We start from the raw sequence: 20,820 nt of genomic DNA on the forward strand, positions 1-20,820 counted from the left end.
ACTTATTTTGGTATTGGTACTGGTTTCAATAATCCTTCTGCATTCTGAAGTTTTCCATCCATCCACTATTGCTATTGTTTTCCTTGTTCCAGCAGCTTTTTTGCATTTGCCACTCGTTTATCAAAGGAGAAAAACCAAATGATTTGTTTGCGTTCGAATGCTCTCTGTTATTTAGGACCATGCTGAAAAACGCCATTTAGAGAATAGATTCTGCAAATTTTGAAAATTACCCCATTCAACAAGTATTTTCTTTTTAAGCAGGTGCAAGCTTATTCAATGAGCTAGCTAGATTTGTGTGCTCTTGAAAATTTCTAAACTCGAAATTTTCAGGCTAGCCTCAGGCATAACTACCCTTCCTGCTCCTTAAACTCAATCTTGCTAATCAAATCCATGGCTACATGGAGCATTACGCCAGTAACTAGCAGCATTCCTACACAAATCCCAATCATTCCATAGGCAAATTGCTTACTGATGATATATACAAAAAGACCGCTTCCTACAGCTGGTAAAAAACCAAACAGCAATACGCCTATTGTCATCACCGGTTTGATCAATTTCCTGTCCCAGCCTTCTTCAAAACCTACATTCGTCACCGTAGTCATCGCAAATCCCGACAAAAAAAACATCAGCATCGCGAAGATAAATGCAGGAATCAGCAATAGACTCAGTTTGGCTATCAATACTGTTGGGACAATCAAAATCGCCGAGAAAATCAAGGTCTGCATCAAATCCAAGCGGATTAGATTCCAAAATTTCGCTCCCCACGATGCTGGTATCAGAATAAAGTAGGGCTTCTTCAAATCTCCTACATTATTCCTTCCCATTCCGGCTATCCAATAAATAAAAATTAGGATCAAAAGGTAGAAATAAATGACTTGGTGTGCAAACCAATCAAACCTAGACAGGCCAGCAAACAAAATTCCCAATCCCGCAAAACCCAATCCATACAAGCCAAAGAATGGATGAAAATCCTGTCTAGAACTGTGCACATAATTCCTCCAATACAAAGCCTTAGCCCCAAATCCAAAGTTGGGGATATCTAGTTTCTTTTTGGCATTGAGACTCATGGCGGATTCTGAGGCCTCTTTTTTCCCCTTTACTTTTTCTTTAGCCTCTTCCTTTGATTTGGTTGACTCCAAAACATCTTCGTAATAATAACCTGCATGCTTCAAGACGGCTTGTAAGATCATGAAAAAAGTGAGTACATAAACAAAAGAAAATCCACCTACCAACCACAGGTTTTCATGGGATGGATAGAGAATAATCGCCCTACTCCAACCTACTAATGGAAAGAAGTCAAACCATGGAGATGCCAACCAAGCAAACATCCCATGCCAAAACTTATCTGCCATCAATCCCGGAATCACCATCATCAGAAGCAATATGATCCCAAATGCAAAAACACCCTTCTGTATATAACCCATAATCCCGTATTTGGTATGTAGGGTATAGATTAAAAACTTTATAGGAAACAGAATAAATACAAAAAGCGCCAGACCAAAGCCCATAACAATCAATTGACTAACTTCCAAATCTAACTGATCTACTACTTGAGCGCTGGCATAAAGTGTAAATAAAATACTCCCTCCCAAAATCGGAAGAATTGACCTTACAAGGTAATAAATCAAAATACTAGATGGAGAGACTGGCGCTGTAAAAAGCATGTTGACATCAGCCATTGAAAAGAAGCTGATGTTTTTCTTGGTAGCTCTATAAAGTTGGAAAATTAGAATACCCAACGCAATCAATGTCAACCCACCAATCACCGCCAGCTTTGCATAGATTTTTGCATCAGGGATGACATCTATAGCATTGGTCACTTCTTGCAATTGCTCTAAATCTACTTCCTGAAGAGATTCAGAAGACTTCTTCGTCCTTCGGAAATAAAAGAAACTGAAATAACCCAAAACAAATACATAAGTCAAGAGTCTCAATGGATTTTTGAGAATAAGCTTGATATTGTTGATTAGGATTAGAAGGTCTTTTCGGAAGAGTAATTTTATCTCATTCATCTTTTGTCAATTCTAAAAATAAATCTTCCAAACTTGAATCATCTCCAATCATCTGCGTCTTCAAGTTTTCTATTGTGTCATTGCCAACAATATTTCCAGTTTTCATTATCATGATTCTATCTGCAATACTTTCTACAGAATCTATCAAGTGAGTGCTGACTAAAATAGTTTTCCCCTGTTCTTTAAGCTCTTTGAAAAGTTTTTTGGTATTTCTAATCGCCTTCGGATCCAAGCCAATCATTGGCTCATCAAAAAATAACAATTGAGGATCTGGTAGCAAGGCACAACAAATCGAAACTTTCTGGCGCATTCCTTTAGAAAGGTCTCTACCAAGCTTGTCTTTTTTATCACCAAGGTCGTAGATCTCAATCAATTTTTCAGCCTTTTCCTTCCAATTGTCCACATGATAAGCTTGAGCTATAAACTGCATATGTTCCATCACAGTAAGCAAATCATACACACTGGGAGTTTCAGGAATATAAGAAAAAAATCGCTTCGCTTCCACACTTAGATGATCATGCCCTCCGATATAAATTTCCCCCGCAGTCTTCCTTAGCAGACCCACGATGCATTTCATAGTCGTACTTTTACCTGCTCCATTTGGTCCAAGCAAACCAACAACTTCTCCACCTTGAAGAGAAAAGGAAATGTCATTTACGGCATTATCTTTTCCATATTTTTTAACCAAACCAATTACTTCTAGCATTTTTCTAAGAATATAAATTCAAACTAAGAATTAGCCTACAATATATGCTAAAAAATTATTCCCCAACGAATAAATAGGCTATTGAAAATAATATTTTCTTCAAAAAGTGATTGATAACCGGGACGAATACCTTCCACGGGTATGACAGTTCCCGTGATAGGTAAACCCACAAAGGAATCTGCAAATTGCTTTTTAAATCCAAGTGTCCACGTAAAAGCAAGATTTCCTTTTTTGGAGCTTTTTCTCAATCCTATTGCTGGACTAATCATCCAACCTCCTTCATCCCAAGTTTCTACATTATTATCTCTTTCTTTCTTCTGAAACCATGCTGAACCATAGCCTAGATCAAGACTAGTATAGAAAGAGTATTTTTTCTCAGGAAATAAAATGTTTCTCCAGCCAAAACCCATTGGCATAAGATTAAACTCAGGTAACTACTCAGGTTGTAAATTAGCTATATGATTTAGATTTTCTAAGATATTTCCCGAACGTTTGATCAGGGTATCCACGACGGATCTTATAACACTGAAGTTTTCAGCTCCATTGTTGGATTTGAACTGTCCTGATATTTTTTGTTTCACCTTGATGTTGCGTATGGCTCTTTCAGAGGCATTGTTATCCGGTGGTACTTTTTGGTGATAGAGAAAAGTAAAAAGTGACTTTCTGTATTTCAGGAGTCTTTTTTGTAGGGATACTGCTTCTTTATGTTTTGACTCTACAGGTTGGGCGAGTAGGTTATCCATCTTCTCTTCAATGGAAGCAATACTCCTGCTATTCTCTGGATCTGGTAGTTTTTTGAGTTTTCTCTTCAGTGAGATAGCTTCCCTGAACAGGGCCCTAAGGCTGTCAGCCCATTTAGATTTATAGCGTTCAACAATGTAGTTGAGCTCCCTAAGCAGATGTGCACAACAGAGCTGGTGCAGGTTTTCCGAATAGTTGAAGTATGCCCTCCATGCATCGTGGCACAATACTGCCTTTCCGAACCCATCGGGAAAATGTGTATTCATCGCCTTAAGTCCACGTGATTCAGATATAGCTAACAGGGTGAGTTCCTCGGTCTGATAAGTCCAGACCCACTGTTTGTTTCCATCCACTTTAGCCCCAGTCTCGTCAGCTCCTATCACAGGACTTTTAGAGACTGCCGTCTTTATCTTTGCATATATTGGTGCAGACTTGCGGGCAAACCTACCGATAATGTTATCGATACTCCCCTCGCTGAGATTAATACCGAAGCAGTCCCTGAGAAGTTCTTTCATCCTTCTATAGGGAACATACTGTCTGGCATGCAGATAACCGACAATGGTTTCAACACCGCTCCCGTACTGTATGGGGGCATTGATATTGTCAGGGAATGACCCACTGATCTTTTCTCCACAGGAACAGTTTTTGGAAAAGATTCTATGCTCGGTACATACCACTTTAATCACAGGAAGATCCAGGACCTGTCTTTTGGAGGACAGTTCTGCTGGAACCGCCGACAGATCACCACCACAGCAGGTACAGAATAAAGGGATGTGGTTTTCATTATGTCCGGGGAGGATGTCATTTCAAGGGTATGGCCTTTGTGTCCAGGCTGACCGCCGGTTTTGCGCCCTGTATCCTGACGGAGACTCTGATTTTTTTTGGGGCGGTTCTCGTCTTTTGAAGGGGGAACCGAGCTGTTGCGGCTGTTTTTGGGATTACGGTAACGGGCAAGCTCATTTTCCAAATCGGATACCCTAGATTTTAAAGACTTGACCTGCTCCATAAGCTGGAGGTTCATCTTGATCAGTTCCTGAATAAGCGTATCCCTGTGGTCCAATATACTATAGAAATGTTTCCTGAATATCAGCACATAATCCCATGAATACCAATAATCCACGCTGTTTTTCCCCACAAAAAAATGTGGATAAACCAACTTTAAAGCTGATTTTCGTACATTCACATACAAATACGCATCAATACACCACAGAGGGCAACAAGACTCCAAATACTTGAATATCGGTCAGTAAATAATGTACCTGAGTAGTTACAAACTCAGGATAGGTATCCACTCCAACAAAAAATCCGATTTGATTATGTGGGTCTATTTGAAAGCCATGAAAAGATTGGATTGAAAAATTAATTCTTTCTGTACCTTGATCATTAGTACCTACCAAAGTTCCGATCTCTGCATGATGCATATAAGCGCCAATTTCCTTCTGTGCAAAGGAAATTTGACTGGTAAATAGAAAAATGATAATTGGAACAAATCTCTTCACTTAGACAATGATTGGATTTTTGACATTGATACAACTTAACTGAACCAACTTGTTTGGAGTAGAATAATCAAATTGACAAACTCCATCAGGACCTATGACTATCAGTGATTTTGGACCAGGAATGATATCTACAGATTTCATTGACTTCAAATATTCTAATTGATTTTTATCAATATTCATAACATCTGCTACATTGAAACTTTTCAGACCATGCTTTCCTTCTGCTAGGTATAAATAATCTCCAGCTAGCCCTAGTCCGTGCGGATTCTCCATAGGATATGATTTTAATAACTTAGGCGAATAAGGATCTTCAATATTTAGAATTTGAAGTTCATCTACTCCAAATCTACAGTTTACACCAGTTCTCAAAGTCACAAATGCATAAGTTTCATTGACTACAACAGGATCGCAGGCAGTCACATGTTGATAAACTGACATTTGTATTGGCTCAGAAGGATTACTTGCATCATAAATATGCATACCTGTGTTAGAACCTATAAAAAGTTTGTTTTGAAAAGGAAAAATCGTTTCAATTCCCCAGCCTAAACTTATATTTTTTAAATATTCTGGATGCTCTTTATTTTCTACATTGAATACACGAAGTGAATACTCGTCAACTGCATATAAATGTGCATTCATTAAAGTAAATCGAGCCATAGAGCCACCTTGACCATAACTTTCTCCTCCACCACCTGAGGCATCAGAACTCATGGCAAACATTCCTCCTCTATTCCAGAATATCGTACCCCAGCCCCAACCCCAGCCTCGATTGACTTCAGAGTCCATAGTTAAAACTGTATCTTTCAAAGTCATGAAAGTTCCTGTTGATCGATCTGTGTACATACTCTCAAAAACATCCTCTACCCGCTTTACTTGTTGGATATTTCTTGGATCACTAATATCAAAAACTAGCAAGTCCAAGTAATTATCAGCATAAAGCATATTGCTATTGACAGCCAAATCAACATTTCCTGGAATTTTGATAAAATTGATGCTGACAGGATTCGAAGGATTTGAATTGTCTAAAACATGAATCCCCTTTTGTGGTTCATTGATCAATAAAAAATCATTGTAAATATAAATTTTACCAGGATTTTCGAGCTCTTTCCCAGGTTCTATGATTGCCTGAGTAGTTCGGAAATTATTCATTTGCAAGTAAACCGGATATTGAGTTCTGTAGATGTAGGTAGAGGTTGTTTGATCTTGACAAGCTGGCATTCCGATGATAATCAGCATTGCAATTACCAGAAATGATAATTTTGAAGTGTGTTGGAGAGTAGTTTTCATATCATATGGAATTTTGAAAAAGGAACTAATTACAAAATTTAATCAACTTACTTTCCCTTGACGTGGAAGATTCTAAAAACGCTACAATTAATTTAAGAAAAAAGTTACTGTAATCAACGGCTCAGTACTCATGGATTCAAAAGGTAAGAAAAAACTAGTTTAAAGTTGAAATAAAACAATCTTAGATTCGAATCTTAAGGGGCACTAGCTCAATCTTTTAACCATATTCCTTTCAAAGTTTTCAAATAAATTGACAAATTGTTTAATTATCCTATTTACTAGTTCATTTTGAGTGTTTTCGGGATAAATTGGATTGTATTTGATCCTTAAGATAATCATGTCTAGCCAACCTTGCCCATCATCAATCAAATCTTCATGAAATGCTTCCACCGTAAGATCTCTAGAACCTGTGAAACCTCCATGTCCTTGGTTTCTGAAAAACTCTGTAATTGTCTTTAGTGTTAATTCATGAGTCAATTCAAAAGCTCTGACAATTTGAGCTTCAGATTTGGCATTAAATCCTTTTACTTTGGCATTGCTGATAACATATTTCAGTTCTTCTAAGGCTTCTTGAAAATCAGCAAAACATTTTTCGCAAGTCAACGGCAAAGTTTTCATAGTTCATAAGTTTTATTGAATATACTCTTTTTCTCCTTCTCCTCGAAAAAAATCACTTTAATTCTAGATTTAGGCTTCCTAGATAGTGTTTTCACCTCAAAGGAGCTTTATAGAACGGAGAGTAAATGTGAATTGAACAAGCATATCCTCAGATTCTTGGCTCTTCATTCTTACCTCTTTTCTCTTCTATTTCAACCGATATTTCGGACTATCTTATATCTCACGTATCTAAACTAGCCTCCAACCCTACCTCACGCTATAACTTTGCATAAAAGGCTGACCATTTGGCACAAAGCCTTCTAAAAGCAATCGTCCGCTAAATTTTTCGAGAAATTCTCCAACTTTTTCAGGTTTTGAAACTGGATCTCCATTGATTTGAGTTAGCACAAAGCCATTATTCAATCCTAGATCTCTCAAATATCCTCTCGTCAGCCCTACAATCTTGACTCCTCCACTAACACCTAAGCGGTCTCTTTCAATGGCATTGATTGCCTCAAGTCTAGCACCCAAAAGTGTAGAAGTATAAAATTCCCTTTTCAAAATTCCCGTGCCTCCATCTAAATTTTGAAGGGTAAGTGATGTTGTTTTTATGTTCGAGTTTCTTTGAAGGGTAAAATTAAGCTTGTCGCCAGGATAATAGTAGGATAATACTTCTTCAAAACTCCCTTTTCCTGTGACATTAAATCCTTCAATTCTGGTAATTACATCATTCTTTTGAATCCCAGCTTTTTCGGCCGCTCCTCCTCTTAATACATTGGTCACAATCACTCCGTCTAAAGTATTGAGCTTCATTTCTTCTGCCAACTCAGGAGTAATTTCTACAACATCCACACCTGGAATTGCCTTTTGTACTTCACCAAATTTGATTAAGTCATTAGCAATCTTCATGGCAATATCAACAGGAACAGCAAATCCATAACCTGTATAAGAACCTGTCCTTGACAAAATCGCTGTATTGATCCCTACCAATTCCCCCTCAGTGTTGACCAAAGCGCCACCTGAATTCCCAGGGTTGATAGGAGCGTCGGTTTGAATGAATGATTCTAATGGAAAATCTCCTCCTAAAATATTGATTTGTCTCTCTTTGGCAGACACGATCCCTGCTGTGACTGTCGAAGTTAAGTTAAATGGATTTCCAACTGCTATGACCCACTCTCCTATTTTCAAATTCCTACTACTTCCTTTTTTGATAGCTGGAAGATTGGAAGCTTCAATTTTTAATACTGCAATATCGGTGTTTTTATCTGTTCCGATAAGCTTGGCTTGATATGTTCTCTTTTGATGAACCACTTCCAGAGTCTCTGCTCTTTCAATCACATGATTATTGGTGATGATGTAGCCATCTCCACTTATGATAACTCCTGAACCTGTACTCACCCGCTGATTTGGTCCTGTTCCAAAAAAATAGTCAAAAATACTATATCTTTTATAATCTGTACCTGAAAAATTCTTTATGAAAACAACAGAGGGAGTGCTCACTTCTGAAGCTTCTGTAAAATCTACAGCAGTGGAAAATGTCGATGCCAAATTGACATCAGCTTCATAATTGACTTGTTGCTTTTGAAAATATTCTTGGGCTGGAAATTGAGAAATCTCCTGAGCTGAATTTGCCAAAAACTCTTGAAATACCCAGGCTCCTGCTAGGCCGGATATAAATGCTAAAGCAATTATCTTGAAATTTTTCATCATGTAATTTTTAACGTTTCTCCGATTTTTCGGTTAAAAAGAAATATTAAAATAAGTTAAAAAATTCACCTATTTCCATGCCAAGCGCATGAAAGGTCAAAAAGACTGAAAAATCACAAGGAAAAGTCTATGAACCTTGTAATTTTGTCAGTCTTAAGCTTGAAGGGAAATTGAATACAAACCCAAATTGCCAAAAATTAAATTCTATTCATGTCAGAAAAAAAACGAGTTGCCATCTTAGGCTCTACCGGGAGTATAGGAACCCAAACCTTGGACGTAATCAAATCGCATCAAGATAAATTTGAAGTAGAAGTACTTACTGCTCAAAATAATGCAGATTTGTTGATCCAACAAGCCATAGAATTCAAGCCTAATTGTGTAGTCATTGTCAATGAGACACTCTACGATAAAGTTAGAGAGGTTTTAGTTCCCTTAGATATCAAAGTCTATGCTGGAGAAAAAGCTTTGGCACAAGTAGTAGAAATGGATACCATAGATGTGGTTTTGACTGCATTGGTCGGTTATTCAGGCCTGATTCCAACCATCAAAGCTATAGAAAGTGGAAAACAGATCGCCTTAGCAAACAAAGAAACGCTAGTAGTTGCAGGTGAATTAGTCACAAGATTTGCACGAGAAAAGGGGGTAAACATTTATCCAGTAGATTCAGAGCACTCAGCAATTTTTCAGTGTTTGGTAGGAGAATTTCACAATCCAATTGAAAAAATTATTTTAACAGCCTCAGGAGGGCCATTTAGAGGGAAAGACAGGCGTTATTTAGAAACGGTCACCAAAGCAGAAGCACTCAAACATCCTAATTGGGACATGGGTGCTAAAATCACCATTGACTCAGCTTCATTGATGAACAAGGGACTTGAAGTTATAGAGGCAAAATGGCTGTTTGGCATTCAGACAGAACAAATTGAAGTCATCGTACATCCACAATCTATCGTACATAGCTTGGTACAATTTGAAGATGGATCGATCAAAGCACAACTTGGGCTCCCTGATATGCGTATTCCTATTCAATTTGCATTAAGTTTCCCTGAAAGATTGAAATCAGATTTACCTAGGTTCAGTTTCGCGCAATATCCGAATTTGACCTTTGAGCAGCCCGACATGGAAACCTTCCAAAATCTCCGTTTGGCTTACGAGTCATTGGCTAGAGGAGGGAATGCTCCATGTGTCTTAAATGCTGCCAATGAAATCGCAGTGGCTGCATTTTTGAGGGAAGAAATTGGTTTTCTCGAAATGTCAGACCTAATTGCAACATCTTTGGAAAAAATAGATTTCATAAAAAGTCCAAGTTTACAAGATTTTGTAGAGACAGACAGATTGACAAGAATTATCTCAAAAGAATTAATCAAGAGTAAAATTTAAACAATGGATACATTAATTATGGTAGCTCAGTTGTTACTGGGTTTATCAATTTTAGTTGGCCTTCATGAATTAGGTCACTTACTTACAGCCAAAATGTTTGGCATGAGAGTAGAAAAATTCTCCATCGGTTTCCCACCAAAAATCATAGGTTTTCAATGGGGAGAAACAGAGTATTCTATAGGGGCTATTCCTTTAGGTGGTTTTGTAAAAATCTCAGGAATGGTAGATGAATCTATGGATTCGGAACAAATGAGTGCAGAACCACAACCTTGGGAATTCAGGTCTAAGCCAGCTTGGCAAAGATTGATAGTCATGCTTGGTGGTATTATCGTCAATGTCATTACGGGAGTATTGATTTTCGTCGTTTTGGTTTATCAAAAAGGTGAAACTTATTACTCTCAAGAGCAGATTGTAGAACATGGTATCGTAGCTTATGACATTGGAAAGCAAATAGGTTTTCAGGATGGGGACAAGATTCTTGACATTAACGGTGAACCATATAAAAGCTTATCAGAACTAAGCGGAGGCGAAGCATTATTAAGTACAGATGGTTATTATACTGTGGAGCGCAATGGAGAAATCCTGAAAGTAGAAATCCCAAGAGGATTTATCAATTCCTTCTCCAATGAAGAAAGCATGTCTAATTTCATCAATATCAGAATGCCATTCGAGATATTGGAAATCACCAAAGGAGAAGAAGCTGAGCGAGTAGGATTGCAAAAAGGAGATAAGATTCTTGCTGTAAATGATAAGCCGGTCAAATATTTTGATGAACTTCAATTGGCTTTGGCTGATGCATCCAATACATCTGCCAAACTCACAGTAGATAGAAACGGTCAGCAAATAGAAAAAGCTGCAAACGTATCAGAAGAAGGGACAATTGGAATTCAAATCAATCCATTACTGGAGCCCGTTACTAAAAAATTCGGGTTTGCTGAGTCTGTAACGAAGGGGACAGAAAGAGCATTTGGCGTTGTAATCATCAATGCCAAAGCGTTGGGAAGAATGTTTACTGGAGAAGTTTCTGCGAAGAATGTATCTGGACCTATTGGGATGGCGAAGATTTATGGCAACAAATGGGATTGGACAAAATTCTGGAGTATCACGGGATTGATCTCCATGATCTTAGCATTTATGAATTTATTGCCTATTCCAGCATTGGATGGAGGTCATGTAGTATTCTTACTCTATGAAATGATTTCAGGAAAATCTCCATCAGACAAATTCCTTGAAAACGCTCAAAAAGTCGGTATGGTCATGCTTTTGGCATTAATGGTATTTGCAATAGGAAATGATATTTTGAAGTTATTTACAGGTGGTTAAATAAAATTTTAAATAAATATGGATAGGTCAAAGAAAATTTTCTTTGACCTATTTTTTTTAATTATTTTTTAGTTAGAATTGGTGAATTTATTTCCGATTTATGATAAAAAACTACGCGCTTTTTAGCTTATTATTTTTGTTAGGATTACTTATTTGTAATGTAGCCCAAGGACAAAAAGAGATTCCATCAAAAGACATTCTTTATTTGAAAGATGGGACTCAAAAAATTGGAAACATCATTTTTAAAAATAAAGAAAAGTTTGATGAAATTCTGCTTCTAAGTGAAGATCGAGTAATGACAAAGTATTCATCTGTAGAAGTTGATAGCTTTCTATTAGAAAATAACGAGAAGTATATTAGTAAATATCTTAGCAATACGACCATCTCTCAAGAATTAAACTTTGTACAACTATTATTTAAGGGGGAATTTGATTTGTTAAAATCAGATGGGATATTTTACCTTGAAAAGCAAGATGGTCAAATCTTAGAACTAAGCCAAACTGACATTGCCAATACTTCTTTAACAAATAAGAGTAACGTTAAAAACAAAAAATATATTGGAATTATTTCAGTGTTATTGAGCGATGAGTGTCGAAATGCTTTGCAAAAAGATTTGCAGAAAATCCAACTCAAAGATGATAATTTGGTGGAATTTTTAACAAAATACCATCTGTGTAAAGAAACAAATAGCCAAAGCTTTACAGATAATAGGCCAAATTTTTTACTTAATTTCTATGGTCAGGTAGGAATGAGTTATAACAATTTTCACATTGAACAATTCGGTATATTTCCCATATCTTTTGAGATAGAAAAACCTATAGTTCCTGTATTCTCTGGAGGAATAAGGCTAGATAGCTTTAGAAAATACCCAAGATTATCTATGGACTTAATGTTAGCTTTTAGCACACAAAAAAACATTGTCCGTACTTTCTATGAAAACAATGTATACGCTTACACTGGTGCAAATAATTATAATTTGAATTCAATAGAATTTCAATGGTATGTAAATTACACCTTTTACAAAAGTGAAAAAATTGACTTTTACGGTGGAGTTGGGCCAAAGAGCAAATTCAATTTCTTTGAAAGTACAGTATCTACTTGGGAACAAAGAAGAACTACTAATAACGCTACAGAATACTTCGAAAACCAATTTTTCGATATGCCAAAAACAAACATTGGTATAGGTTTAAAACTTGGAGCAATACTTGTTAAATCTTCAAAAAGTCGGATTACAGTTGAAGCGAGTTTTAACTTTGCATCAAATGCAGGACAAACAATCATACCTCATACAAGCATGCTGAATCATACTTCCCAAACTTTCTTGATAGGTTATTCATTTAGAAAGCCTTAATAACACTAAAATCAATCTGAAACTTATTTAACAGAAAATATTTTTATTCTTTTGGCCAAATATTAAAACGAAAATACAAAATTAGGTATCATGACAAAATGCCGATAAAATAACCTTGGCATAAGGCTTGAATTAATTGGAAGAACCTTCTTAAATTGAGGGTTCTTTCTTATTTTAATAATAACATGACAGTTTGACTGTCATATTGTCTATATGAACAATTTTGAAAATCAATTATATCAATCATTAATGGTAGGAGATTATGCTGGTGAGGGTGACCTCATTCAATTGATAACAGACGATGAAGGTGATGATGCCACACAACAAGATAGCTACTCATCTGTCATCCCAATTCTTTCAGTTAGAAACACTGTTTTATTCCCAGGGGTAGTCATCCCAATTACAGTTGGCAGACAGCGATCTATCAAACTAGTAAAAAAAGCTCAGCGAGGAGATAAGTTGATCGGTGTCTGTGCCCAAGTTAATCCAAACAATGATGATCCATCTTGGGATGATATCTATCACGTAGGAACATTGGCTAAAATTATCAAAATGATTGTGCTTCCTGATGGAAATACAACGATCATTATTCAAGGTAAAAAGCGTTTTAAAATTTCAGAAACCCTTACTGAGGATCCATATTTCACTGCGAAGGCTGACTATTTAGAGGAAAATTTTCCAAAAAATAATAAGAAAATTGAGGCGCTAGAGGAGTCCTTGAAAGATGCGGCAGCTAAAATTCTCCACCTCAACCCTGAAATTCCAAGGGAAGCTCAAGTAGCACTTGACAATATTGACAACACTCCTTTTCTTACCCATTTCTTATCTTCCAACATCAATGCCCCTGTAGAAGCCAAACAAAAGCTTCTGGAAATTAATGATGGAGTTGAAAGAGCTACTTTACTTTTGGAATTCATGATGAAGGATATCCAAATGCTGGAACTGAAAAGTGAAATTCAGAAAAAAGTACATACAGATATTGATCAGCAGCAGCGGGATTATTTCCTTCGTCAACAAATGAAAGTCCTTCAAACTGAACTTGGTGAAGAAGGTCCTGAAAAAGAGGTTGAAGAGCTAAGAATAAAAGGAGCCTTGAAAAAATGGCCAAAAACTGTTGCTCAACATTTTGAAAAAGAACTTGATAAAATCCTAAGAATCAATCCATCAGCAGCTGAATACCCTATCGCTCTCAATTATGCAGAGACCTTGGTTGAATTACCATGGAATGAATTCACAGATGATAACTTTGATCTCAAGAGAGCCAAAAACATCTTAGACAAGGATCATCATGGCTTAGAAAAAGTCAAAGAAAGGGTCATTGAATACCTTGCTGTCTTAAAGCTTAAAAATGATCTAAAAGGCCCGATTCTTTGCCTTTATGGCCCTCCAGGAGTTGGGAAAACTTCGCTTGGAAAATCCATAGGAAAAGCTTTGGGAAGAAAATATATCAGGATGTCTTTGGGTGGTGTTCATGATGAAGCAGAAATTCGAGGACATAGAAAAACCTATGTCGGAGCAATGCCTGGCAAGATTATTCAAAACATGAAAAAAGTCAAGACAAGCAATCCTGTTTATGTCTTGGATGAAATAGATAAATTAAGTTCAGACTTTAGAGGTGATCCATCTTCTGCCTTTTTGGAGGTTTTAGACCCAGAACAAAATAGCACTTTCACAGATAACTATCTGGAAGTGGAATATGACCTTTCGAAGGTTTTATTCATCGCTACTGCAAACTCACTAGATTCTATTCAGCCTGCCTTAAGAGATAGGATGGAAATCATAGAAGTGACTGGCTATACCATGGAGGAAAAACTTGAAATTGCCAAAAAGCATTTGATTCCTAAACAAAGAAAAGAGCATGGACTCAAAGCTAGCGATATCAGCTTCGATAAAAATGCAATTATAAAAATCATCGAAGACTATACTCGAGAATCAGGTGTAAGAAACTTGGAAAGAGCTATTGGAAAAGTAGTAAGAAATATCACGAAATCTATCGCCATGGAAGAGGAGTATCAGAAAAAAGTAACTACTGATGCTGTTAGAAAGATTTTAGGAGGAGAGATTTTCGACAAAGAATCATATCAAGACAATAGCGTTGCTGGTGTAGTTACTGGTTTAGCTTGGACTTCAGTTGGTGGCGAAATATTATTTATCGAAACTGCCTTAAGTAGAGGAAAGGGTAAACTTACGCTTTCTGGCCAACTTGGTGATGTGATGAAAGAGTCTGCTATGACAGCTCTATCCTACTTAAAATCAAAAGCTGAAAAATTAGGGATTGATTATCGTGTGTTTGATCAATATGATCTACATGTACATGTCCCTGCAGGTGCAGTTCCAAAAGATGGCCCTTCTGCAGGAATCACCATGCTGACCGCTATGGCTTCACTTTTCACTCAAAGAAAGGTGAAAAATAAGATCGCTATGACTGGTGAAATTACTTTGAGAGGTAAGGTAATGCCTGTAGGTGGGATCAAAGAAAAAATCCTTGCTGCACGAAGAGCCGGCTTGAAGGAAATTATTCTTTGTCAGAAAAACAAAAGGGACATAGAAGAAATCGACGAGCAATACATCAAAGGAATTACCTTCCATTTTGTAGATAAAGTTGAAGATGTCTTAGAAATAGCTTTATTGAAAGCAAAAGTTGAGGACCCTATGAAATTCACTTTCTCAAGTGAAAACAATTCCAATTGAAAATAAAGTTTGTATATACCCAATTGTTCTTGCTGGGCTGTCTTTTGATATCCCTGCAAGAGACTTTGGGACAAACTTCTACAGCTGCTTTTAATTTTATTGACAATCCCTCACATGCGAAACTTGCTGCTCTCGGAGGCGTAAACCTTACCGCAGGAAATGATCCGCTAATGTTTTTGTCAAATCCAGCATTATTGGATAGCAGCAGAATCCAAACCCCAGCCTTTCATTATCTTAATTTCCCTGGAGGTATTAATGTTGCCACATTAGGCTACAATTTCGAAGGAATTCGAAATGGAATCATTGGAATAGGACTTCAGTATTTCAATTATGGGGAATTTGAAGGCTATGATCAGATTGGAATGGCTACAGGAAGCTTCTCAGCTAATGAATTTGCATTAACTGTAGGGTATTCAAAAAGGCAAGGTGTTTTTCAATATGGTACAAATTTTAAAATTTTGGGATCAGTTTTGGAGGGATATCAGGCTTACGCTTTTGCATTTGACTTTGGAATCAATTATCACCATCCCGAAAAAGATTTGATCTTAGCCATCAATGCTAGAAATATCGGTTTCAATCTGAGTAATTATATAGAAGGTCAAAACTTACAAATCCCGTCTGATATACGCATTGGAGCTAGTTACAAGCCGGAATTTGCTCCTTTTAGATTTCATATTGCCCTTAGAAATCTTCAAGGAAAAGAACAAGATTTCTTTATATCTGATCCTTTCAGAAACAATGATGAAATAGGAGGAGTTGATAAGTTGTTTAGAAGAGCAGTGCTAGGTGTTGAGATTTTACCGTCTGAACAATTTCACCTTAGATTAGGCTACAACCATTTAATCCGAAAAGAATTTGAGACTACTAATGGCGCAGGAGCAGGAGGTTTTACAGGAGGCTTTGCTTTCAAAGTAAAGCAATTTGAATTGTCCTACGCAAGGATGTTTTATAATATTCCTGGAGGTTCTAACATATTTGGAATTTCTACAGCAATTAATAAAAAAAGAACGTTTTAACGTCAGAAAATATGAGAAGTGATTTTAAAGATTTAACACCAAGACAGATCGTAGCTGAATTGGATAAATACATTATTGGTCAGCATGATGCTAAGAGAAATGTAGCCATTGCACTCCGAAATAGAATTAGGAGATTGATGGTAAAAAGTGAAATTCAAAAAGACATTGTTCCAAACAATATTTTGATGATTGGTTCTACGGGTGTAGGTAAAACTGAAATAGCTAGAAGGCTAGCTAAGATTGCCAATGCGCCTTTTACAAAAGTTGAAGCTTCGAAGTTTACAGAAGTAGGCTACGTAGGTCGTGATGTCGAAAGTATGGTTAGGGATTTGGTAGAACAATCTGTTCACCTTGTTCAAGCACAAAAAAACGAAGAGGTTAAAGAAAAAGCTGCAGCTGCGGTAGAGGAAATTATTTTGGATATTCTTATCCCTCCAGTGAAATCTGCAGGATTTACTAGGAATATTGGTGTTAGCAACACAGATTTTAATCCAGAAAGTTCTTCAGATGAAGAACTCAATGAAAGAACTAGAGATAGATTCAGAGACAAGCTCAGAAATGGAGAACTTGAAGACAGGAAAATTGAAATCAATGTCAAGCAAAGTCCTCCAGTAGGCATTGGTATGATTGGCAATGGAATGATGGACGATGCCAGTATGGCTGGAATTCAAGACATGCTGAGTGGAATGATGCCGAAAAAAACCAAAAAAAGGAAATTGACAATCGGTGAAGCAAGAAAAGTGCTTTTGGAAGAAGAAGCGAGTAAATTAATTGACTTCGATGATGTAAAAGAAGAAGCGATAAAACTTGCTGAGAACAATGGAATTATCTTTATAGATGAAATCGATAAAATTGCTTCAAAAAGTGGTAAAGGAGGAAGTGGTCCCGATGTGTCGAGAGAAGGAGTTCAGCGGGATCTATTACCAATCGTAGAAGGCTCCGCAGTAAACACTAAATATGGCATCATTAACACAGACCATGTTTTATTTATTGCTGCGGGAGCATTTCATGTGGCCAAGCCATCCGATTTGATTCCTGAACTTCAGGGTAGATTCCCAATTAGAGTAGAATTGAGCAGTCTTACCGAAGATGATTTCTACAGAATCTTGAAGGATCCTAAAAATGCATTGACAAAACAATATCAAGCCTTATTTGAAGCAGAGGAAGTTTATTTGGACTTCAATGACGATGCAATTAAGGAAATTGCAAAGTTGGCTTTTCAAATTAATGAAGAAGTTGAAAATATAGGGGCTAGAAGATTACATACTGTAATGAGTCACTTATTAAATGACTTCTTGTTTGATGTTCCTGATACCATAGAGGTGAACTCGAAAATCATGATTACGCAAGAAATGGTCAGCGAAAGATTAAGTGGGTTGATCAAAAATCGAGATTTATCTCAGTACATATTATAATACCAAAGGCTGTCAGAAATTCTGATAGCCTTTTTTTACATTAAAACAGAAAAATGATAATGAAATCACTTTTTATAATCACTGGAGCAAGCAAGGGAATTGGCAGAGCATTAGTAGATCAACTTAGCGAAAATACAGAGCATCAAATCATCGGTATTTCTAGGTCATCGATTTATGAAGAAAAATCAAATATTCAACATCTTTCTCTTGATCTTGGGGATTTTGATGCTATAATCAACAGCCTTTCACAAATCTTCCCTGAAGGTAATTTTGAGCGAATAGTTTTGATCAATAATGCAGGGTGGATAGGTCAAATCGATTATTTCGGGAAAATAGATGCCAAGAGCATTCAAAAGATTCACAATATCAACACTATTGCACCAGCACTTTTGATGAATGGATTTGTCCGTAAATACCGTGATACTAAAAACTCTGAACGCACGGTAATCAATATCAGTTCAGGGGCAGCCAAAAAAGGAATAGATGGATGGTCAGGATATTCTTCTTCAAAAGCAGCTCTCAACATGATGACCGAGGCCGCGCAAGAGGAGGCTAACAAATCAAATTCCAAAATCAAGTTTTTTGCTTTATCACCGGGAGTAGTTGACACAAAAATGCAGGAAGATATTCGCTCTGCACCAGAAGATGGATTTTCCTTATTGGGAAAATTTAAAGGGCTCAAAGCTGACAATGCATTAAGCAGTCCTGAAGAAGCTGCGGAAAAAATTATTTTCTTGATTGAAAATAGAGATCAGTTTGAGGGAGTTTTACAGGATGTGCGAGAATTTTAATTTTCCTTTTTAGGATAGTCGAGAAACCATGTTATTGCATTTTTCTTGCTTATTTGACTCCAAGAATCGGTATCAAAAGTAAAAGCATATTGACCACAGGTTGGTAAATTATCGATTTTTCCACCAAGTAAATTGATCAAATCATTGAATCCTGGAATGTGACCGAAGATGAAAAGTGCATCGATATCATCTCCTGTTTTTTTGATCAAATCTAATATTAAATAAGCTGAAGTATGATATAATTTTCTTGTGAATTCAATATTTTCTTTAGGGAAATGAAGCTGTTCTGCAATTATCAAAGCAGTTGCTTTCGCTCGGGCTGCATCTGAAGAAATCATCTTGTCAGGGACGATATTTCTTCTTTTTAGCCTTTGTCCCATTCTTGGAGAATCTCTCAAACCCCTTTGAGCTAATGGTCTTTGGTGATCTTCTAAATAAGGATCGTCCCATGAAGATTTTGCATGCCTAATGATGATTAACTTTTTCATAATACCAATTTAACGAAATATATTTTTGTTTTTTTTATTCATTTATTTACATTTATTGAACATTTAACCACATAATTTGATAATTTATTATGCTTACCGGAACAGTAAAATTCTACAATGACGCGAAGGGATTTGGATTTATCGTTGATGACGAATCTCAAAATGATGTATTTGTCCATGCCACAGGGCTAGTTGACAAAGTTGCACAAGATGACAAAGTAACCTTTGAGGTAAAAGAAGGCAAACAAGGCCTGAATGCTATAAATGTAAAAAAAGCATAAAAAATCCAGCACTAGGTGAAGAAAAAAAAATAGCGATGAATAATCATTGCTATTTTTTTTACCCACTAAGCTTCCTCTTACTTCCTAAGGTTTTTTATTTCAAGTCTTTCCAATTCAGCTTCTAATTTATTTTTTTGAATCCATTCACCTCTTAACATGATCGATTGAATTTTTTTCAAGGCATCTAAATTCTCAAGTGGATTTCCATCTAACATTACAAAATCAGCCGAAGCACCAGGAATAATTTGACCAAATTCACCTTCCATTTCAAAGTACTTAGCCACGTTTACCGAACCTGATTTCAATATTTCATAATTACTCATCCCCGCGTCAGATAGTGCCGCTATTTCATGATGAATAGAAAAACCAGGCACGTTGAATACCTGTGGAGAATCCGAACTCATGATGATAGGCACTCCATTTTCATGCAATGCCATCAAGAGCTTTTTCCGAAACTCGAGGTATGGTTTCACATTTTCTTCTTTTAAAAGTCCTTGTCCTTCAAGCATCTTTTTTTGGTTTACCCACTGCTGCACTTGAAGTCCAGGCATATATTTCATTTCTGATGCTAATCTGAACTCATCAGCTGGAATATATCCAAAAAATCTTTCAAATAAAGTAAGTGTTGGAGCTATCCATGCTCCCTGAGCCAAGGTCAACTCAATAATTTTTGGTAGCCTTTCCATATTTGCTTCTTTGGCGAGCAACATACTGAAAGGCCCTGCTATCTGAGGATCCAACTTGCTTTTGTCATCAATCAAATATTCGATATAGCCATCCATGTGCTCAATAGATCGGTAACCATTCAATATAGAATTTTCCAAACCCACATCTAAAGAAACGTGTCCACCAAACTTAATCCCCTTCGCTTTGGCAGTAGTAGAAATCGCCATAAACTTTGGCATATCCAATCCAGGATGGAGTTTCAGGTGATCGTAGCCTGCTTCTGCTTGTTCTCGCACCATTCTATTTCCAGCCTCAGCATCCTCCACAGAATCTCCGTTCAAAGAAGGCCCTGCTGCAAAAATCCGAGGGCCAGTAATCTCCCCATTTTTGATTTTATCCTTGAGAACCAAATGAGAGGAATGACCGATCATTCCTCGAACGTTCAAAACTCCATTGGCCAGATAAAGCCACATGACATCTTGGAGGTAAGAAAAATCGTCTGAATTTGTGACAGGGATATGGGAATGCATTTCAGCTAAACCTGGAAAAACAAAAGCACCATCTCCATCAATTACAATTACATCTTTGTCAGTTGGCAAACCATTAATTTCCGGATTTATGGCATGAATTTTTCCAGACTTGACATGTATATAATGATTTTTCAAAATTTGCTCACTTGCCATATCTATAATATTCACTGACGTGAAAACATAATCTTGAGCAAAACTTTGCACAGTGAAACTAAAAACAATAGCGATTAAGATAAATTTGATTTTGAATGATTGCATGGGTTGAAATTTTGTGATTACTATTAAAGAAATGCCATTTGTTAAGAAATTGTATCTAACCAAATCTACAATAGTCTAAGTTAA

20 protein-coding genes are annotated in these 20,820 nt (G+C 36.7%); 8 read left to right on the forward strand and 12 right to left on the reverse strand.

The features are described from left to right. Positions 1–25 precede the first annotated feature (25 nt). The 10 genes from BELBA_RS19780 to BELBA_RS18315 all read right to left on the reverse strand — a co-directional run bounded on the left by BELBA_RS19780 (position 26) and on the right by BELBA_RS18315 (position 8,549). Entirely contained in the window at positions 26–196 is a 171-nt protein-coding gene (locus tag BELBA_RS19780; RefSeq protein WP_157466128.1) for a hypothetical protein, read from the reverse strand. A gap of 151 nt (positions 197–347) precedes the next feature. Further along, positions 348–2,012: a putative ABC exporter domain-containing protein gene (locus tag BELBA_RS18275; RefSeq protein ID WP_014774164.1), complete on the reverse strand. Its 1,665-nt coding sequence runs from the start codon at positions 2,010–2,012 to the stop codon at positions 348–350. Further along, positions 2,005–2,718: an ABC transporter ATP-binding protein gene (locus tag BELBA_RS18280; RefSeq protein ID WP_014774165.1), complete on the reverse strand. Its 714-nt coding sequence runs from the start codon at positions 2,716–2,718 to the stop codon at positions 2,005–2,007. Before BELBA_RS18280 ends, BELBA_RS18275 begins: the two co-directional genes overlap by 8 nt. Before the next feature lie 47 nt (positions 2,719–2,765). Further along, positions 2,766–3,134, reverse strand: coding sequence for a hypothetical protein (locus BELBA_RS18285; protein WP_041779440.1), 369 nt, complete (start codon positions 3,132–3,134; stop codon positions 2,766–2,768). Between the two features lie 18 nt (positions 3,135–3,152). Continuing rightward, positions 3,153–4,259, reverse strand: coding sequence for an IS66 family transposase (gene tnpC / locus BELBA_RS18290; protein WP_083833718.1), 1,107 nt, complete (start codon positions 4,257–4,259; stop codon positions 3,153–3,155). Next, the gene (locus BELBA_RS20285; RefSeq protein WP_157466129.1) at positions 4,142–4,594 is read right to left on the reverse strand and encodes a DUF6444 domain-containing protein; all 453 of its coding nucleotides are present in this window, start codon (positions 4,592–4,594) and stop codon (positions 4,142–4,144) included. The genes tnpC and BELBA_RS20285 overlap by 118 nt, the downstream gene beginning before the upstream one ends. Positions 4,595–4,655: 61 nt before the next feature. Then, positions 4,656–4,958, reverse strand: coding sequence for a hypothetical protein (locus BELBA_RS18300; RefSeq protein WP_041779442.1), 303 nt, complete (start codon positions 4,956–4,958; stop codon positions 4,656–4,658). Beyond that, the gene (locus BELBA_RS18305) at positions 4,959–6,245 is read right to left on the reverse strand and encodes a hypothetical protein (protein WP_014774167.1); all 1,287 of its coding nucleotides are present in this window, start codon (positions 6,243–6,245) and stop codon (positions 4,959–4,961) included. 204 nt (positions 6,246–6,449) lie between these two features. Beyond that, the gene (locus tag BELBA_RS18310; protein WP_014774168.1) at positions 6,450–6,863 is read right to left on the reverse strand and encodes a nucleotidyltransferase substrate binding protein; all 414 of its coding nucleotides are present in this window, start codon (positions 6,861–6,863) and stop codon (positions 6,450–6,452) included. 246 nt (positions 6,864–7,109) lie between these two features. Then, entirely contained in the window at positions 7,110–8,549 is a 1,440-nt protein-coding gene (locus BELBA_RS18315; RefSeq protein WP_014774169.1) for a S1C family serine protease, read from the reverse strand. Between the two features lie 210 nt (positions 8,550–8,759). Between BELBA_RS18315 and BELBA_RS18320 the strand changes: the two genes are divergently transcribed. The 7 genes from BELBA_RS18320 (at position 8,760) to BELBA_RS18350 (ending at position 18,513) form a co-directional block, all read left to right on the forward strand. Then, the gene (locus BELBA_RS18320) at positions 8,760–9,926 is read left to right on the forward strand and encodes a 1-deoxy-D-xylulose-5-phosphate reductoisomerase (protein WP_014774170.1); all 1,167 of its coding nucleotides are present in this window, start codon (positions 8,760–8,762) and stop codon (positions 9,924–9,926) included. Positions 9,927–9,929: 3 nt separating this feature from the next. Continuing rightward, a complete protein-coding gene (gene rseP / locus BELBA_RS18325) occupies positions 9,930–11,249 on the forward strand; it encodes an RIP metalloprotease RseP (RefSeq protein ID WP_014774171.1) in 1,320 nt (439 codons plus the stop codon). Positions 11,250–11,349: 100 nt separating this feature from the next. Then, positions 11,350–12,600: a hypothetical protein gene (locus BELBA_RS18330; RefSeq protein ID WP_014774172.1), complete on the forward strand. Its 1,251-nt coding sequence runs from the start codon at positions 11,350–11,352 to the stop codon at positions 12,598–12,600. Positions 12,601–12,813: 213 nt separating this feature from the next. Next, on the forward strand, positions 12,814–15,291 hold the full coding sequence (gene lon, locus BELBA_RS18335; protein WP_014774173.1) for an endopeptidase La: 2,478 nt from the start codon (positions 12,814–12,816) through the stop codon (positions 15,289–15,291). Then, on the forward strand, positions 15,288–16,307 hold the full coding sequence (gene porQ, locus BELBA_RS18340; protein WP_014774174.1) for a type IX secretion system protein PorQ: 1,020 nt from the start codon (positions 15,288–15,290) through the stop codon (positions 16,305–16,307). The genes lon and porQ overlap by 4 nt, the downstream gene beginning before the upstream one ends. 11 nt (positions 16,308–16,318) lie before the next feature. Then, positions 16,319–17,722: an ATP-dependent protease ATPase subunit HslU gene (gene hslU, locus BELBA_RS18345; protein WP_014774175.1), complete on the forward strand. Its 1,404-nt coding sequence runs from the start codon at positions 16,319–16,321 to the stop codon at positions 17,720–17,722. A gap of 59 nt (positions 17,723–17,781) precedes the next feature. Beyond that, positions 17,782–18,513, forward strand: a complete 732-nt coding sequence (locus BELBA_RS18350) for an SDR family NAD(P)-dependent oxidoreductase (RefSeq protein WP_342626382.1) — start codon at positions 17,782–17,784, stop codon at positions 18,511–18,513. On the opposite strand, the gene BELBA_RS18355 is transcribed toward BELBA_RS18350, so the two are convergent. Further along, positions 18,510–19,001: a SixA phosphatase family protein gene (locus BELBA_RS18355; RefSeq protein WP_014774177.1), complete on the reverse strand. Its 492-nt coding sequence runs from the start codon at positions 18,999–19,001 to the stop codon at positions 18,510–18,512. The genes BELBA_RS18350 and BELBA_RS18355 overlap by 4 nt on opposite strands. An 89-nt stretch (positions 19,002–19,090) precedes the next feature. On the opposite strand from BELBA_RS18355, the gene BELBA_RS18360 reads away from it, so the two are divergent. Next, positions 19,091–19,282 (forward strand): cold-shock protein, encoded by a 192-nt coding sequence (locus BELBA_RS18360; RefSeq protein ID WP_014774178.1) that lies wholly within the window; start codon positions 19,091–19,093, stop codon positions 19,280–19,282. Positions 19,283–19,359: 77 nt separating this feature from the next. On the opposite strand, the gene BELBA_RS18365 is transcribed toward BELBA_RS18360, so the two are convergent. Further along, entirely contained in the window at positions 19,360–20,736 is a 1,377-nt protein-coding gene (locus BELBA_RS18365; RefSeq protein WP_014774179.1) for an amidohydrolase family protein, read from the reverse strand. Between the last annotated feature and the right edge of the window lie 84 nt (positions 20,737–20,820).

The organism is Belliella baltica DSM 15883 (genome assembly GCF_000265405.1).
GTDB lineage: Bacteria > Bacteroidota > Bacteroidia > Cytophagales > Cyclobacteriaceae > Belliella > Belliella baltica.

Excerpts from the sequence above, each read along its gene's own strand:
- BELBA_RS19780 (WP_157466128.1), bottom strand. The coding sequence starts at position 196 with ATGGCGTTTTTCAGCATGGTCCTAAATAACAGAGAGCATTCGAACGCA.
- BELBA_RS18275 (WP_014774164.1), bottom strand. The coding sequence starts at position 2,012 with ATGAATGAGATAAAATTACTCTTCCGAAAAGACCTTCTAATCCTAATC.
- BELBA_RS18280 (WP_014774165.1), bottom strand. The coding sequence starts at position 2,718 with ATGCTAGAAGTAATTGGTTTGGTTAAAAAATATGGAAAAGATAATGCC.
- BELBA_RS18285 (WP_041779440.1), bottom strand. The coding sequence starts at position 3,134 with ATGCCAATGGGTTTTGGCTGGAGAAACATTTTATTTCCTGAGAAAAAA.
- BELBA_RS18305 (WP_014774167.1), bottom strand. The coding sequence starts at position 6,245 with ATGAAAACTACTCTCCAACACACTTCAAAATTATCATTTCTGGTAATT.
- BELBA_RS18310 (WP_014774168.1), bottom strand. The coding sequence starts at position 6,863 with ATGAAAACTTTGCCGTTGACTTGCGAAAAATGTTTTGCTGATTTTCAA.
- BELBA_RS18315 (WP_014774169.1), bottom strand. The coding sequence starts at position 8,549 with ATGAAAAATTTCAAGATAATTGCTTTAGCATTTATATCCGGCCTAGCA.
- BELBA_RS18320 (WP_014774170.1), top strand. The coding sequence starts at position 8,760 with ATGTCAGAAAAAAAACGAGTTGCCATCTTAGGCTCTACCGGGAGTATA.
- rseP (WP_014774171.1), top strand. The coding sequence starts at position 9,930 with ATGGATACATTAATTATGGTAGCTCAGTTGTTACTGGGTTTATCAATT.
- BELBA_RS18330 (WP_014774172.1), top strand. The coding sequence starts at position 11,350 with ATGATAAAAAACTACGCGCTTTTTAGCTTATTATTTTTGTTAGGATTA.
- lon (WP_014774173.1), top strand. The coding sequence starts at position 12,814 with ATGAACAATTTTGAAAATCAATTATATCAATCATTAATGGTAGGAGAT.
- hslU (WP_014774175.1), top strand. The coding sequence starts at position 16,319 with ATGAGAAGTGATTTTAAAGATTTAACACCAAGACAGATCGTAGCTGAA.
- BELBA_RS18350 (WP_342626382.1), top strand. The coding sequence starts at position 17,782 with ATGAAATCACTTTTTATAATCACTGGAGCAAGCAAGGGAATTGGCAGA.
- BELBA_RS18355 (WP_014774177.1), bottom strand. The coding sequence starts at position 19,001 with ATGAAAAAGTTAATCATCATTAGGCATGCAAAATCTTCATGGGACGAT.
- BELBA_RS18360 (WP_014774178.1), top strand. The coding sequence starts at position 19,091 with ATGCTTACCGGAACAGTAAAATTCTACAATGACGCGAAGGGATTTGGA.
- BELBA_RS18365 (WP_014774179.1), bottom strand. The coding sequence starts at position 20,736 with ATGCAATCATTCAAAATCAAATTTATCTTAATCGCTATTGTTTTTAGT.